Below are 15,542 nucleotides of genomic sequence, written 5' to 3' on the forward strand. Positions count from 1 at the left end.
GACGTACTCATACGCGGAAGTAATCGGTGCGATTAGAAGTTCTTGGATAGAAAAAAGAGTAGCAAATTGGTCATCTCCCTGTCAAGTAGACAGTAATAAAAAGAGTATTATGCCACGGCCTTTTCCCGATATTCTATCGGGGAAAGGCCGTGAAGTTTTTCTTGGAATCTTTCTGTATTATAAAACTGAATATATTCTTGAATTGCTCGGTAGGCCATTTCATATGTTTTTGGGCGCACTAAATACAACTTCTCTGTTTTTAAATGTGAGAAGAATGATTCGATACACGCATTATCAAAACAGTTTCCACGTCTAGAATGACTACCGACAAATCCTAATTTCTCTAACTGTTTTGCGTAGGATTTAGATGTATATTGAAACCCTTGATCTGAATGGAAAAGGGGCTTAGTAGTTAATGACTTCCCTTCTAATTGACGTAATGTAGTTAAAACCAAATCTAAATCATTTCTTGAAGATAGCTTCCAGGCAACAATTTCATTGTTGTATAGATCTAACACAGCTGACAAATAGGCAAATTGTTCTCCGATTCGTACATAAGTAATATCTGTTACGAATTTTTGGTTTTGCTTTTCAGCTTGAAACTCTCGATTCAAATGATTTTTAAATACCACAGATGTTTTTCTTCCATAAAACGGACGTTTTTTTCGAATGATAGATTGAATACCCAGCTCTCTCATAAGACGACGAACACGTTTATGATTCATTACCATTCCTTCTCGAGCCAAAGCACGAGTCATACGTTTATACCCATAGTAAGGGTGCTGACGATGAATAGATAAAATATGTTCTTTATGCCACCTATCCCTTTTCTGACGTAAACGCTGCACGTTATGATATTTCCGCCATTTATAGTAGCCAGCCTTAGAAACTTCCGCGATTTGAAGCAACCATCGGAGTGGATAGGCTTGGCGTAATGAATCGATAAGAGAAAATCGTTCTTTCTTTAGGACCATTCCTTCCCATGTAGATTTGGATTGCGCTTTTTTAAATACTCAACCTGTGCCTTCAAATAAGCATTTTCTTCTTCTAGACTATTAAAATTCTTTCGATTCCAGACACCACGTTGATCATCAAAGGACTCCCCCTGTTGCGCACGTTTTACCCACTCAATAATCTGGGCATCGCTCTTCACACCGAGTTGTTCACGAATTTCTCGCAATGATTTTCTCTCTTCTAATCGAAGACGAACTGCTTCTCGCTTTAGTTCTTCTGTATATTTTTGAAATGATTGTCCCTTTCTTGCCATAAAAAAATCTCCTCCAGATAAAACAGTATTGAGTCCATCATATCAGATGGACTCTTTTTTTACTGTCTACCTATAGGGGATAATACCAAGATGAAATGATAAGCTTCTTTATTTTAAAAAAATGAGGTCAAAGGTGTACTTTTCTTATAAAAATGCATTTCATATAAAAGGTGTAATGATTTTAGGGAAGGGGGATTGTTGTGCGTCATCATAGAAATTGCAAAAAATTCGGAGTGGCACTGCCTCTTCCGCTTATGGGAGCAACTGGTCCGACAGGTAATAGTGGTCCAATCGGTCCAACTGGAGGGCATGAAGGTCCTGTTGGTCCTACAGGGGTGACTGGACCGACGGGAGCAACTGGGCCCCAAGGTCCTCAAGGTATCAGGGGAATACAAGGTCCCCGAGGGACAACAGGAGCACAAGGAATGCAAGGAGCTATTGGTGGTACAGGAGAGCAAGGTATAACTGGCCCGACTGGTCTCCAAGGTGCTCAAGGATTAATCGGTAACCAAGGTCTAATTGGTGATATTGGAGTACAAGGGTTAGAAGGAATACAAGGAGCTACGGGTCCTGCTGGTAGTCAAGGTATACAAGGCATACAGGGAATACAAGGGGAAATAGGTGAGCGAGGACAAACAGGAGCACAAGGAATGCAAGGAGAGAGAGGCATAACTGGACTCTCGGGTGTAACTGGTTCACAAGGTCCTCAAGGTGTTCAAGGAATACAAGGAGAGCAAGGGGCTACTGGTATACAAGGAGAAGACGGCTTCCAAGGGATACAAGGAATTACTGGGGAGGAAGGCCCGCAAGGAGCACAAGGAATACAAGGTGAAGTGGGTCCAACTGGTTCTACTGGAATGCAAGGTGCCCAAGGTATAAGTGGAATAAAGGGGATAACAGGTGCAATAGGTTTACAAGGACCACAAGGTGTGCAAGGAATACAAGGTATAACGGGAGCAACAGGTTTTCAAGGGATAAAAGGAATAAGAGGTATAACTGGAGCGACGGGTAGCATTGGTATTCAAGGCTCAGAAGGACCGCCGGGCGGTCCGACAGGAACAACAGGTCCAATTGGTCCATCTAGTGGGGTGACTGGACCAGCTGGCCCACCCGGTCCACCAGGAGGTCCAACCGGTCCGACGGGTGCGACTGGTTCAACAGGCGTAAGCGGAGGGATAGGACCAATTGGAGCGCAAGGAGTGCAAGGTATAACAGGTCCAACCGGTCCTCAAGGTGTAAGGGGAGCACAAGGTTCACAAGGTGTAGTTGGAGCAGTTGGAGTACAAGGGGCACAAGGTCCTCAAGGTAACCAAGGAATAACAGGTCCAACGGGTGCAGAAGGTTCTCAAGGAATACAAGGTACGCGTGGAGTAACAGGTCCAACAGGTGCAGAAGGCTCTAAAGGTATTCAAGGTATTCAAGGTGTAATAGGCCCAACAGGAGCACAAGGAATGGTGGGAATACAAGGGATAGCCGGTCCAGCTGGTGTTACAGGAGCAGAAGGAGCTCAAGGTGCACAAGGAATCCGAGGAGCAACCGGTCCTGCTGGAGCACAAGGTATACAAGGAGTGCAAGGAATACAAGGAGAAACAGGAGCAGCTGGAATACAAGGTCCTCAAGGTGTTCAAGGGATACAAGGGGCTACCGGATTGACAGGCACACAAGGTGCACAAGGTCCTCAAGGAGTGCAAGGAATAATAGGACCGACTGGAGCTATTGGCTTGCAAGGTCCTCAAGGATTACAAGGAATAATGGGTCCAACAGGAGCGCAAGGAGTGCAAGGAATACAAGGAGAGCAAGGAATTATCGGTCCAACAGGTGCGCAAGGAATTAGAGGTCCCCAAGGAAATACAGGGGAAGTCGGTATAACAGGCCCTCAAGGAGTCCAAGGGGCGCCAGGTAGTCAAGGACCTCAAGGCCCACAAGGGAATGTTGGAATTACTGGTGCAATGGGTGAAACTGGAGCTACTGGAGCAACCGGGGCAACTGGACCACAAGGTTTGCAAGGTTTTCAAGGGATTACGGGAATACAAGGAATAACGGGAACGACCGGCAATACAGGTGCAACGGGTCCGCAAGGAATACAAGGTATACAAGGGGTTCAAGGATTGCAAGGCCCAAGTGGAGTAAGTGGGGTGATAGGTGCTAGTGGTAGTATAGGCCCAGTTGGAGCACAAGGTAGTCAGGGCCCGAGTGGCGTGGTGGGACCGACAGGAGCAACTGGTAGTGCAGGTTCAATAGGTTTCTTGGGAATAGCGGGAGCGACAGGAGCGACTGGCTTACCTAGCGGGGGCGGTTATTTCTTTTCTACTTCAACGAGTACAATTGCAGCGAATGCGTTAATACCAATTAATTCTGGATCTACAATTTTTGGATCAGGAGTTAGTTTAACAAATGCGACAACTATAACGTTAAGTACGCCAGGGATATATTTGATAAGTTATTATTTTCAAGGTGATGCAATTTTTGGGAATGAAACAATTTCAGTAAGTCTTGTGTTAAACGGAACGCAAGTCGCAGGGAGTTTTATTTTTTATGTTACAAAAGGTAATTTTATATTAGAACCAGCGATTTCCAATACGATGGTAATCGAAGTTACTTCTCTAAATTCCACTTTGTCATTACAAAATGGTCCATTAGCTATTGGGCATGTAACGACATTAGCGGGAGTAATAACAGCCAGTTTAAATATATTGAAAATAGTTTGATGCGTTACAAACGGGAGGAGATGCTTGTGAAGAATCAAGATAAGTGTAGTAAGTTTCAAGCACCTATTCCTTTTCCGCCGCCAGGTATTACGGGGCCTACTGGACCAACCGGTCCGACAGGTTCTTTAGGTGGACCAACTGGCCCTCAAGGAATACAAGGGATACAAGGAGTGCAAGGTGTAATTGGTCCGACCGGTCCAACCGGTTTACAAGGTGATCCAGGTCCAACCGGCCCCACAGGAGCAACTGGGATAACTGGTCCGACAGGTTCTGCAACTGGCCCGACCGGAGCAACCGGTCCAACCGGTCCACCAGGAGGTCCAACCGGTCCAACCGGCCCTCAAGGTCTACAAGGAATAACCGGTCCAACGGGAGCAACCGGACCGACTGGAGAAACGGGTCCCCAAGGTCCTCAAGGAATTCAAGGACCACAAGGGGAAACTGGTCCAACGGGAGCAACCGGCCAGACTGGAGTAACCGGTCCTCAAGGAATCCAGGGAATCCAGGGTCCCCAAGGGATAACCGGTCAGGCGGGAGCAACCGGACCGACTGGAGAAACGGGTCCCCAAGGCCCACAAGGAATCCAAGGTCCCCAAGGGATAACCGGTCCAACAGGTGCAACCGGCCAGACGGGAGTGACTGGTGCAACTGGACCGACCGGAATACAAGGCATACAAGGAATGACTGGAGCAACAGGGGTAACGGGGGGAACGGGCCCAACAGGTGCTACGGGTCCAACTGGCTTGACAGGAGCAACAGGATCATCTGCTATATCGACAGGTGGCGGATATTTCTTTTCTACATCAACAAGTACAATTGCAGCAAATGCCAACATCCCAATTAATTCTGGATCCACTGTATATGGAACTGGTGTATCTTTAACTAGTGCTACGACAGTCACAGTAGCGACGCCAGGAATATATTTAGTAAGCTACTATTTCCAAGGGGACGCGACTGGTGGGAATGAGACAGTATCTGTTAGGTTGCTATTAAATGGAACGCAACTAACAGGGAGTTTTATACAAAACGTAACGACATCAACTGTAGTAATTGAACCAGCTATTTCAAATACACTTCTTGTGAATGTGACGAGTGCCAATTCAACATTAATATTACAAAATGGCCCGTTAGGTGTAGGTCATGTGACTACTATAGCAGGTGCGATTACAGCAAGTTTAAATGTAGTGAGAATTTTATAAAGAATATAAAAAACACAAGGAATGTCTTTGTAAGACACACCTTGTGTTTTTTAATATTAAATAAACATTTTCTTCATCTTTTCGGTTGGAAAATATGCTGAAAGAAGTATTTGTGATGTAAGTTATCTACAACTTTATTTGCTTGATATGTGCGTTGTTTTTCAATTCGGAGTCTTTGCTCCATCATTTTTATTGCGTGATCAGATAAACGTAACATAATACATTCTCCTTTTCTATAAATATAGGTGACTATTTGATATCGATCCCATATTGATAATTAAGGAGGCAAAATGTGTAACATAGGCAAAAAGCACCTTCCTCTCCCATTACGCTTACGAGGTTAGCTGTCGGACTCGGGAAGTGAGAGTTTCCCTACTTAAAAAAGATTCGCCCCAAGTAGCATAGCTACAAAAATGGTTCCCCCGCTCCAAAATTTGGACTCAGCAAAAGGTTTTATAAAGTAAAAAATAACATAAAGGAGCGAACAAGTCAAATTATTTTGTGTATTCTGTCTTTTTTAATTGCGTAAGAATCATACCGTCAGGAAGTATTGTATCTGATACTGTAATGAATCCGTGTTTTTTATATAAAGTAATAGCAGGGGTATTCGCTTTACCTGTTTGTACAATGTATGTCATTGAAGAGGGAAACATGTTAAATATATGAATTAGGAGTTTCGTTGCGATTCCTTTTTGAAAAAAATCGGGCGATACAACTAACCTGTGGATATCGATTAGTTTTTCTTCTTGTACAAAAGAAATAAAACCGACAAGTTTATTTTCAGAAAAATATCCATAGAATGTTTCACCACAACTTTGAATATCGTTTACAGTATCATATAAACGAGGTATGGCAGTACTATTTAAGTAGTCTGCTTCAACTTTATAAGCTGGAATTTGAACCTGTAAAATGGATGTTGCTACTTCAATAGAAGTGGAATTTAACTTAAGAATCATAGATAATGAAGCCTCCTTTGAATATGGTATATGAATATAATTGCTTTATGAGTGAGTTTGACAATATTTTTCTTTTTTGCATATAATATATGTATCTCCATATGTAAAATAGTAGTAAATATATTTCTATAGTGAAATATGATTAGCAATGATAAATACATATGTTTGTATTGAATCATACAAACTATAATAGAAATGGAGGACTAAAAATGGGATGGATTATCACATTTTTAGTTGGTGCTATTATAGGTGCAATTGCTAGTTCTATAACGGGTAAAAATTTCCCAGGTGGTATGTTCGGAAATATTATCGCAGGTTTATTAGGTGCTTCGTTAGGTGGTAGATTATTTGGATCCTTTGGGCCATCATTTGGTGGGATTCATGTCGTGCCAGCATTATTAGGTGCAATCGTGTTAATTTTTATTGTATCATTTGTAGTGAAAGCTGCAAAGAAATAGATATATAGATTATGATGAAGAGCCCTGAATAAGGGCTTTTCATCATTCGAAGAGGTGGTTTCATTGGAGAAAATAAATATAAGAAAAAGAGATAAGTTAAGAAAGTTTTTTAGAGAACAAAATTATTTGGCGGTATTACTTGGATTTGCGTTATTGTTCATTAATATTTTATTGCTAACAAAAATATCATTTGTTTTTACACCGTTTATCGTATTTTTAAAAACAATTTTCTTCCCAGTACTATTAGCAGGCGTGCTATTCTATATTTTACATCCATTCGTTTCGCTTTTAGAAAAGAAAGGTGTTTCAAGAATTGTATCGATAGCTTCCATATATTTAATCGTACTAGGATTATTTGTATTTTTAGTTGTAACGGTTATCCCTATTATTAAAGATCAAATTGATGCATTAATTGATAACTTACCTTATTTTGGTCATGAGATTGAACAAGCAGCACGTAGATTCGGGGAAAGTAATTTACTCGGTAAAATTCAGGAGAATTTAAATATTAATGTTGCGAATATGGTAAAAGACTACACAGTTGATTTTACGAAATCTTTATCATCAGTAACAGGAAATGTAACTGGATTTTTGAGTACTGTTACAGAGGTTGTTTTAACATTTGTAATGGTTCCATTTATATTGTTCTATCTTTTAAAAGATGGTGAGCAATTGCCGAATCACTTTTTAAAGTTTATTTCAGAGCAAAGACAACCAGCAGCAATGAGAATACTAGACGATATGCATTATGCGATTAGTTCGTACATTAGAGGGCAAATTATCGTGAGCTTGTTTATCGGTATTATGCTATTAATCGGTTACCTTATTATCGGTATAAAATATGCGGTATTACTTGCGATTTTAGCGATGATTGTAAATATCGTTCCGTACGTAGGACCAATTATCGCGATTACACCAGCGTTAATTATCGCATTTATCGACTCGCCAGCAATGGTGTTAAAAGTAATTATCGTTATGATGGTTGTACAATTAGCAGAAGGTAAATTTATTTCTCCGCAAGTTATGGGGAAAAAGTTAGACATTCATCCGATTACTATCATTTTTATTATTTTAACTGCCGGAAATTTATTTGGGATTATGGGCATTATTTTAGCGATTCCAGGGTATGCGATATTAAAAGTGTTAGTAACGCACGGTTATAGATTTGTTAAGTTGAATACGTGAAAAAAAGAGCTAAAACAGTGGGAACTGTTTTAGCTCTTTTTTATTAACAATTCATTTGCATATTGGCGCGCCCATTGATCCGCTTCTAATATAGCATCTAGTGAAGGATCTTTTACGTTATGATGAGCTTCAACTGTTTTGTAAATTGTTTTTTCAATATCGAAAAAGGCAATTTCATTTTTTAAGAATAGTGCATTTGCAATTTCATTTGCTGCGTTTAATACAGCAGGAGTAGTGCCACCAATTTTGCCACATTCATATGCGTATTGTAGACAAGGGAACTTCTCTAAATCTGGTTTTTCAAAATGTAAACTACCAATTTCTAATAAATTTAATTTTTCATAGGAAGAAGGTAGCCGAGTAGGGTAGTGAAACGCATATTGAATTGGCATTCTCATATCAGGAGCACCGAGCTGCGCAATAACTGATCCATCAATAAACTCTACTAAAGAATGAATAATACTTTCTTTATGAATCATTACATCAATTTTTTCATAAGGAATATCAAATAGCCATCTTGCTTCCATTACTTCGAATCCTTTATTCATTAATGTGGCAGAATCAATCGTTAGTTTTGCCCCCATTAACCAGTTTGGGTGCTTTAAAGCATCTTTTGCTTGTAAAGTTTTCATTTCTTCACGTGTTTTATCACGGAATGCACCGCCAGAAGCTGTAACGATTAATTTCTCAATTTCTTTATTATTTTCGCCGTTTAAACATTGGAAAATAGCTGAATGTTCGCTATCGACTGGAATTAAACGACATCCGTTTTGCTTGGCCAGTTCAGTTACGATATGACCAGCTGCAACTAACGTTTCTTTATTAGCGATGGCAATATCTTTCTTCGCCTTTAATGCTTCAATCGTTGGAAGTAGTCCGAAAACTCCGACAACAGAACTTAATACAAGATTTGAATCAGGGTGAGTAGCTACCGCAATTAAGCCATCAGTTCCGTATGTGATTTTTGTATTCGCTGAAATACGCGTACGAAGCGTGTCTGCTAAGTCTTTTGTTGCAACGCTTACAATACGAGGTTGAAACGTTTTGATTTGTTGCTCAAGAAGATCGATATTATAATTTGCGGTTAAACCGACGATTTTGAAATGTTCAGGATGAGCTGAAACGACATCTAATGCAGATGTGCCGATGGATCCTGTGGAACCTAAAATGGATATATATTTTACCATGAAAAAACCTCCAAAGTTGTTTCGAATATTTCTGCAAACCTATATATCATTAGACAATTGAAGTGGAAATTCCTGCTATATAAAATAGAAAATTCGGGTTTGTTTAGAAGTGAAATGTGATAAACTGTAAAAAATAACGAAAAAGCAATGAAAGAGAAGAGTACATATTCGAAACTTTTCAGAGAGCTGATATGTGGTGAGAATCAGTAAGGGATGAATATGGAATGGACTCTGGAGCTTCTAACTGAAATGAGTAGGTAAAGACGGTTACTTCACGTTATTGAAGTATGAAGTGAGCTAATGATAGCTAATTAAGGTGGTACCGCGGGAGTCTCTCGTCCTTTTTTAAGGATGAGGGGCTCTTTTTATTTTGAGAAAGGAGGAGTTAGTGTGAGTGAAAAAATAATGTTAACAGGAATTAAGCCGACAGGTTATCCGCATTTAGGAAATTATATTGGTGCGATTAAACCTGCATTACAAATGTCAAAGAATAATGAAGGAAAAGCATTGTACTTTATAGCTGATTATCATGCATTAAATGCTGTGCATGATCCGAGTCAGTTTAGTAGTTATACGAAAGAGGTAGCAGCTACTTGGCTATCGCTTGGACTTGGAGAAGATGTGATTTTTTATCGACAAACGGAAGTGCCGGAGATTCTAGAATTAGCTTGGATTTTAGCTTGCCTAACTCCGAAAGGTCTTATGAACCGTGCTCATGCGTATAAAGCGAAGGTGGAGCAAAATAAAGAAGCAGGGTTAGAGGTCGATGCGGGAGTGAATATGGGGTTATACACGTACCCGATTTTAATGGCAGCTGACATATTATTATTTCAAGCTACTCATGTACCAGTTGGAAAAGACCAAATTCAGCATATTGAAATTGCTCGTGATATTGCGACGTATTTTAATCATACATTTGGCACGACATTTACACTTCCAGAGTATGTCATACAAGAAGAAGGGGCTATTTTACCTGGTCTTGACGGAAGGAAGATGAGTAAAAGTTACGGAAATGTGATCCCATTATTTGCAGAGCAAGAAAAACTACGAAAATTAATATTTAAAATCAAAACAGATTCTTCACTTCCAAATGAACCGAAAGAACTAGAAACCTTATTTACAATTTATAAAGAATTTGCGACAGAAGACGAAGTACAGTCATTACGTGAAAAATATGAGACTGGAATCGGATGGGGCGATGTTAAAAAAGAGTTATTTCGCGTTGTAGATCGTGAGTTAGCTGGACCTCGGGAGAAATACGCAATGTATATGAATGAGCCAAATTTATTATATGAAGCGTTAGAAAAAGGTGCTGAGCGGGCACGTGCTATTGCGAAGGTAAATTTAGCGGAAATTAAAAAGCAGATTGGATTTGAGAGGGAACGTTAAGCGTTCCCTTATTTTTTTAGATAATCTGTAATAATCCTCTCAATAACAGGAGGAAGATTATTAGGTAATTTATCAAGTGAAAAGAAGCGTAGTTCTTTTGATTCACTTTGATCGCATACAAGTTCACCATGAAATTCTCGGCAAATATAAACAACGAGTACACCGTGTACTTGATCGCCGTTTGGATAGATTTGAAAGAAGTCTGGCCCTGAGTATGTACGGAATAGTTCTGGATTTTTAATAATAAGTCCAGTTTCTTCAAACACTTCTCGTTTTAAAGCATCTTCTAACGTTTCGTTATATTCTAGGGCACCACCAATAATGCCCCAGCGTTTAAAATCTGTACGGAGTTGCAGCAATACTTCATCTTTTTCATTTAATATAATGGCGTGTGATCCTATTAAAATAAGTGGATGATTTCCTACTAGATTTCTCATATCTTCAATATAACCCATGTCATTGCTCCTTGTATTTAATAATAGTTAGGAAGTTCTTTTAACATTCTTTCTGTTTTACGTGCTGTAAAGGCTAAGTTATGGTCATCTTTTGTTCTGAAAAATAATGTGCGTAAAAAGGTTTTAATATTGGCACATAAAATACAATACTCATTAAGCGAAAGGCGTTTTCTAATTTGAGGAAGCCTTTTTATTTTTTTATGAATAATAGAAATTAACTCGTTTTGAGGAAAATCATGATACAGCATTGCTAGTAATGGCGTAACAATGCGTTCATCTTCGTTATTATGAAAAAGGTCAGATGGAATAAAGATTTTATTTAATAAACAATGAATTAATTCTTCGTACCATTCAAAAGTTGTATACGTATTATGAACAATTTCAGTAAAGGCATCAGATACATGAGCAAGACAATGAGCCCATCCTTTATTTTCGATATAGCCCCGAAAATCCGTTTCTAAGTTTGTGTATGTAATGAGTTTATTTTTTATTTCTTCGATATCCTCCTCTGTACAAAAGTAGTGCGAATTAGCGAATTGGAGTATTAACGCAATTAACGAAACAGTGTAAGAACGTGTGAAAACCCCATCTGTATGTGGGGAGTAAATGTCACAATATAAATACTCATCACTTAAACAAGTTTGCAGAAGTAATTTCAGCTGATCGTCCATAAGGAATTCATGATGAATGAAATGCGCAAAACATTTATATATAAGTTGGTAACGAACGTAGCTATCAGTCGTTCCGATATACTGAAGCATGTTCAAAGTTAACTCATTTACATCTATATGCTGTAGTTGCGTATAGTCATTTTGTTGTATAAGCTCTAATTGTTGTTGCAATGCTGTAATATCCACTGGAGAACCTCCTCCGCACTTTAAAGATGCGATCTTTTCTAGTATTCTATATATTCAAGGACAATCCTGCTCATGCAAGGAGAACGATTAGAAATTCGAGTATGATATAGATGAGGGAAGAATATGACGACGATAGAACAGTTAGAAAAACATTTTAAAATAAGAAGAAGTGCTTCTTCTATTATGATAAAAGAAAATAATGCAGAGGTTTTTACAGAAGAGCAATTAGAGGGAATGATGCAGTATTGCGTTGCCGAAGCTGAAAAAGATGGATTAGAAAAATTACATTTTGAAATTTCTTCAAAAAGCCCAAATTATGATGTGTATAAAAAATGTTTTGAAACGTATTCATTTGAATATGTTACGGAAAGCATGATTGTATTTAAAGATATATACGAAGTAGAAGATATAGAAAGTGAAGTTGATTTTAAGTTAATTGAAGAAGTAGGGGAAGAGGCTTTTTATTCACTGTGGAATGAAGCGACGGGAGAACCAGTCGTTCATGATCAATTTGTGCATATGATGCTACAAGAAATTGGTGAGCAATGGAAAGAACATTGCTTAACAGCGAATGTCGATGAAAAGCCGATAGGAATTGTAATCCCGCATATTGAAAGAGGTACGTTAGAAGAAGGGAAACTTATGTACTTCGCAGTTACTCCAAATATGCGTAATAAGGGATATGAAGCTGCATTATTTGCAGGTGCGTTGTTTGTCTTAAAGGAAATAGGTGCATCTTATTATATTGGTGAGACAAATATGAAAAATGAGTGGATGAAGGATGTTTTTGAAAAGAATGGATGTCAGTTGCTGAGTTGTACTGAGCGGTATGTGAGGGAGTTTTAGGAGGGTGAATGATGTACTCTCTCGAACTCATTTAGTGGGAGGGGTATATATGTTAAAACAATCCATGCATTCATTCGTTTTACTGTATCCAAATGTGTTGTTAGAAGGGTGGAGGATTGAAAAAGTTTCAGAACGTTTTGAAGGTGAAAAGTGGGAAACTGTTTGGTTTCAGATTGATACTCCAACTGGAATGTTTCGAGTAAAGGAGTTTTTTCTCGATATAATGGAGCCAGTATTTCCAGATACCTGTATTTCTCAAGCAAAAGGGGATTGTTTTCAATATAAAAAGCTTGTGTATTAAAAAGGTGTAAATTATAAAGGAAAAGAAAGTTACGTTACATCTACATGGAAAACACAAGTTGAAATTTCTGTTGATCATGGATATGTAAACCTAGGCGAAATGGAAAGGTTTCTACTCGGATTACAACCGGTACATACAGAGTTTGCGAAAACGATATTACATACACCATTTTACTTATTAAGCTTTCAAGCTAAGAGAGGTGAAATGGGTGAGATAGGAAGATGTCGTGAGTGGAATGATCCAGATAACATACGCTATGTAAAGTTATCAATTCATAAAAAGCTGAGTTGGAAACTTGAATCGGTCGGTTTTGGAAATGATGAAACGCAGTATGTATACTGGGACGAAGATAATAAACTATATGCACTTTGGGTTTGTAGGCATAAAAACAAAGCGTATTATCCTGTTTCTTCATGGATAATGAACTATGGCCCAAAACAAATTATAACCGGGTTAGAGTTTTATTCTCACCCTGATCACGGAACAGTTGTATATGAAAATCTCGGTAATGAACAAATCGCATACGTATTTCGAGGGAATCCATGTACAAATTTTGAACAAGTAAAAGAACTTTTTGCCTCTTTGTAAGATAAAAAGAAAAATGAGAACGACAAAGTAGATATTCCTATAATAAAATAGAGAAGGATTAGACTATACGAAGAAAGCGTTGGTGAAAGAATGGAGCAGCAAAGACATTGGCTACAAGCAACTGTAGAAAGAAATGAAACGAATACGTTACATATAAAGTGGGAAGATAATATAGAAGAAGTTCGCATTTATTGGAGTACTTCACCAGATCATATTGAAGAAAATGGGGAGTTACTTGCAACGGTAAATGGAGAATCATCATATACAATTGGAAATTCAAGTGAAAATGAGCGTCCATATTTTAGACTAATAGGTAGTAATGGACAAGCAGTGACAGTAGCTGAGCGTAGACTGCCATTACAAGGCGCGTTTAACTTCCGTGATATGGGAGGGTATGAAACGCTTGAAGGCCGTAAAGTAAAATGGGGCAAGTTGTACCGTTCTGAAGAGTTAGCAGGATTAACAGAGTGGGATATTGAGTATTTACAAAAGTCTGGCTTAAAGTTAATTTGTGATTACCGTACAGACTTCGAAGTGAAGCATAAGCCAAACCCTGAGATTACAGGAGCTCGTCAAGTGTGCTTACCAGTTATGCAAGATTTAGCGAAAGACTTGAATATAAATGAGTTTTTCCAAGTTGGTGACCTTTCTATGTTAGGGAAACCAGGCGAATACCTTGTAAAAATGAATCAAGATTTCGTAAGTGGTAACGAGGCGTTCGTAAGCTTCTTAAACTTAGCGCAAAACCCGGAAAACTTACCGTTAGTAAACCACTGTACAGCTGGAAAAGACCGTACTGGATTTGGATCAGCATTATTATTACTTTTACTAGGTGTACCAGAGAAAACAGTAATGGAAGATTATTTACTAAGTAACGGTTTCCGTGAAAAGTTAAACGAGAAAATGATGGCCTTTTTAGGTGCAAAACTACAAAACGATGAGAGTAGAGCGATATTAGGTGCGATGTTCGAAGCTCGTGCTGAGTATTTACAAGCTGCGATTGATGAAGTGAAAAAGCAATATGGTTCAGTTGAAGCGTATGCTGAAAAAGCACTTGGCTTTACGAAAGAGTCGTTAGAGGAAATGAAAGTGTTATTACTAGAAGATTAATAAGTAAAAGGAGGCTGAGCAGATTAGCCTCCTTTTACTTATAGCGTAGTTGAAAATAGAAGATAATGGTGTATTCAATAAAGAGCAGGTTAAGCGCCTCATAATGAAATATATAAACTTATATTACTATCGTGTTATTATGTTAAGTGACGGTAAATTGGTGTAATTTAACATGCCTACTTTAATAATGATTATAAGTTATTAAACGCAGAGGTGTAATTTTAGTTATATAAAAATTGAATTAAAGTGTGCTTTAGTTAAAAGAATTAAATAAATTTTAAGCAATGAGAACGAAGCTTTTAAAATAGGAGTTGAGGAGAACATCATGAAATACAAAGTTATATTATTCGACGTAGATGATACATTATTAGATTTCCCTGAAACGGAAAGATACGCACTACATAATGCGTTTGTACAGTTTGGTATGCCTACAGGGTATAATGATCATCTTGCAAGTTATAAAGAGATTAGTAATGGATTATGGAGAGATTTAGAAAATAAAATGATTACGCTAAGTGAATTAGCGGTAGATCGATTTAGACAATTATTTGCCCTTCATAATATAAAAGTAGATGCACAGCAATTTAGTGATGTATATCTTGAAAACTTAGGAAAAGAGGTACACCTTATAGAAGGTGCAGTGCAATTATGTGAAAATCTACAAGATTGCAAGTTAGGTATTATTACGAATGGATATACGAAGGTGCAACAATCAAGAATCGGAAATTCACCTTTATGTAATTTCTTTGATCACATTATTATTTCTGAAGAAGTTGGTCATCAAAAACCAGCACGTGAGATTTTTGATTATGCGTTTGAAAAGTTTGGGATTACTGATAAATCAAGTGTACTAATAGTTGGAGATTCGTTAACTTCTGATATGAAAGGCGGAGAAGATTACGGCATTGATACGTGTTGGTATAATCCGAGTTTGAAAGAGAATAAGACGAGTGTTAATCCGACTTATGAAGTGGAGAGTCTGCTACAAATTTTAGAAATTGTAGAAATGGCGGAAGAAAAGGTAGCTTCATTTTAA

13 protein-coding genes, 2 pseudogenes, 1 riboswitch and 1 other annotated feature are annotated in these 15,542 nt (G+C 38.3%); of the genes and pseudogenes, 9 read left to right on the plus strand and 6 right to left on the minus strand.

The window, feature by feature from the left end; all coding sequences use genetic code 11:
* Positions 1-107: 107 nt before the first annotated feature.
* Positions 108-1,267 (minus strand): IS3-like element ISBth8 family transposase gene (locus tag F3I02_RS14965; protein ID WP_196477519.1). Its coding sequence is split into 2 segments (ribosomal slippage): positions 108-1,009 and positions 1,009-1,267, totalling 1,161 coding nucleotides; the frame shifts between segments, so codons are not numbered across the junction.
* 200 nt (positions 1,268-1,467) lie between these two features.
* On the opposite strand from F3I02_RS14965, the gene F3I02_RS14970 reads away from it, so the two are divergent.
* Positions 1,468-3,975: a collagen-like protein gene (locus tag F3I02_RS14970; RefSeq protein WP_163050839.1), complete on the plus strand. Its 2,508-nt coding sequence runs from the start codon at positions 1,468-1,470 to the stop codon at positions 3,973-3,975.
* 83 nt (positions 3,976-4,058) lie between these two features.
* Positions 4,059-5,174: pseudogene (locus F3I02_RS14975) on the plus strand (collagen-like domain-containing protein); the annotation flags it as partial.
* A gap of 73 nt (positions 5,175-5,247) precedes the next feature.
* Here the strand turns inward: F3I02_RS14975 and F3I02_RS14980 are convergent.
* Positions 5,248-5,391: a hypothetical protein gene (locus F3I02_RS14980; protein ID WP_000945243.1), complete on the minus strand. Its 144-nt coding sequence runs from the start codon at positions 5,389-5,391 to the stop codon at positions 5,248-5,250.
* A 96-nt stretch (positions 5,392-5,487) separates the two neighbouring features.
* Positions 5,488-5,630: riboswitch (cyclic di-AMP (ydaO/yuaA leader) on the minus strand.
* Positions 5,631-5,668: 38 nt separating this feature from the next.
* The gene (locus tag F3I02_RS14985; RefSeq protein ID WP_046945753.1) at positions 5,669-6,130 is read right to left on the minus strand and encodes a GNAT family N-acetyltransferase; all 462 of its coding nucleotides are present in this window, start codon (positions 6,128-6,130) and stop codon (positions 5,669-5,671) included.
* 209 nt (positions 6,131-6,339) lie between these two features.
* On the opposite strand from F3I02_RS14985, the gene F3I02_RS14990 reads away from it, so the two are divergent.
* Positions 6,340-6,588 (plus strand): GlsB/YeaQ/YmgE family stress response membrane protein, encoded by a 249-nt coding sequence (locus F3I02_RS14990; protein WP_000539714.1) that lies wholly within the window; start codon positions 6,340-6,342, stop codon positions 6,586-6,588.
* 63 nt (positions 6,589-6,651) lie between these two features.
* Positions 6,652-7,773, plus strand: a complete 1,122-nt coding sequence (locus tag F3I02_RS14995) for an AI-2E family transporter (protein ID WP_000411481.1) — start codon at positions 6,652-6,654, stop codon at positions 7,771-7,773.
* 29 nt (positions 7,774-7,802) lie between these two features.
* Here F3I02_RS14995 and F3I02_RS15000 read toward each other — a convergent pair whose 3' ends face one another.
* Positions 7,803-8,960: a 1-deoxy-D-xylulose-5-phosphate reductoisomerase gene (locus tag F3I02_RS15000; protein WP_196478109.1), complete on the minus strand. Its 1,158-nt coding sequence runs from the start codon at positions 8,958-8,960 to the stop codon at positions 7,803-7,805.
* Between the two features lie 138 nt (positions 8,961-9,098).
* Positions 9,099-9,306: a binding site (T-box leader), on the plus strand.
* Between the two features lie 44 nt (positions 9,307-9,350).
* Here F3I02_RS15000 and F3I02_RS15005 point away from each other — a divergent pair.
* Positions 9,351-10,349 carry a tryptophan--tRNA ligase gene (locus F3I02_RS15005; RefSeq protein WP_001290882.1) on the plus strand — a complete coding sequence of 333 codons (999 nt, stop codon included), beginning with the start codon at positions 9,351-9,353 and terminating at the stop codon, positions 10,347-10,349.
* An 8-nt stretch (positions 10,350-10,357) separates the two neighbouring features.
* Here the strand turns inward: F3I02_RS15005 and F3I02_RS15010 are convergent, their stop codons facing one another.
* Together F3I02_RS15010 and F3I02_RS15015 are read right to left on the minus strand one after the other, a co-directional pair.
* Positions 10,358-10,804: an NUDIX hydrolase gene (locus F3I02_RS15010; protein WP_000540455.1), complete on the minus strand. Its 447-nt coding sequence runs from the start codon at positions 10,802-10,804 to the stop codon at positions 10,358-10,360.
* A gap of 17 nt (positions 10,805-10,821) precedes the next feature.
* Positions 10,822-11,661: a DUF2785 domain-containing protein gene (locus tag F3I02_RS15015; protein ID WP_000355454.1), complete on the minus strand. Its 840-nt coding sequence runs from the start codon at positions 11,659-11,661 to the stop codon at positions 10,822-10,824.
* A 123-nt stretch (positions 11,662-11,784) separates the two neighbouring features.
* On the opposite strand from F3I02_RS15015, the gene F3I02_RS15020 reads away from it, so the two are divergent.
* The 4 genes and pseudogenes from F3I02_RS15020 (at position 11,785) to F3I02_RS15035 (ending at position 15,542) form a co-directional block, all read left to right on the plus strand.
* The gene (locus F3I02_RS15020; protein ID WP_000207421.1) at positions 11,785-12,507 is read left to right on the plus strand and encodes a GNAT family N-acetyltransferase; all 723 of its coding nucleotides are present in this window, start codon (positions 11,785-11,787) and stop codon (positions 12,505-12,507) included.
* Between the two features lie 49 nt (positions 12,508-12,556).
* Positions 12,557-13,396 (plus strand): annotated as a pseudogene (locus tag F3I02_RS15025) (hypothetical protein).
* 90 nt (positions 13,397-13,486) lie between these two features.
* Positions 13,487-14,506: a tyrosine-protein phosphatase gene (locus F3I02_RS15030; protein ID WP_196478110.1), complete on the plus strand. Its 1,020-nt coding sequence runs from the start codon at positions 13,487-13,489 to the stop codon at positions 14,504-14,506.
* A gap of 325 nt (positions 14,507-14,831) precedes the next feature.
* Positions 14,832-15,542 carry a YjjG family noncanonical pyrimidine nucleotidase gene (locus F3I02_RS15035; protein ID WP_131251684.1) on the plus strand — a complete coding sequence of 237 codons (711 nt, stop codon included), beginning with the start codon at positions 14,832-14,834 and terminating at the stop codon, positions 15,540-15,542.

This window comes from Bacillus sp. SRB3LM (assembly GCF_015712745.1).
Lineage (GTDB): Bacteria > Bacillota > Bacilli > Bacillales > Bacillaceae_G > Bacillus_A > Bacillus_A thuringiensis_K.

Bases quoted from the DNA above. Each gene is read 5' to 3' on its own strand.
- F3I02_RS14980 (WP_000945243.1), bottom strand. From the start codon at position 5,391: ATGTTACGTTTATCTGATCACGCAATAAAAATGATGGAGCAAAGACTC.
- F3I02_RS14985 (WP_046945753.1), bottom strand. From the start codon at position 6,130: ATGATTCTTAAGTTAAATTCCACTTCTATTGAAGTAGCAACATCCATT.
- F3I02_RS14990 (WP_000539714.1), top strand. From the start codon at position 6,340: ATGGGATGGATTATCACATTTTTAGTTGGTGCTATTATAGGTGCAATT.
- F3I02_RS15010 (WP_000540455.1), bottom strand. From the start codon at position 10,804: ATGGGTTATATTGAAGATATGAGAAATCTAGTAGGAAATCATCCACTT.
- F3I02_RS15020 (WP_000207421.1), top strand. From the start codon at position 11,785: ATGACGACGATAGAACAGTTAGAAAAACATTTTAAAATAAGAAGAAGT.
- F3I02_RS15030 (WP_196478110.1), top strand. From the start codon at position 13,487: ATGGAGCAGCAAAGACATTGGCTACAAGCAACTGTAGAAAGAAATGAA.
- F3I02_RS15000 (WP_196478109.1), bottom strand. From the start codon at position 8,960: ATGGTAAAATATATATCCATTTTAGGTTCCACAGGATCCATCGGCACA.
- F3I02_RS15035 (WP_131251684.1), top strand. From the start codon at position 14,832: ATGAAATACAAAGTTATATTATTCGACGTAGATGATACATTATTAGAT.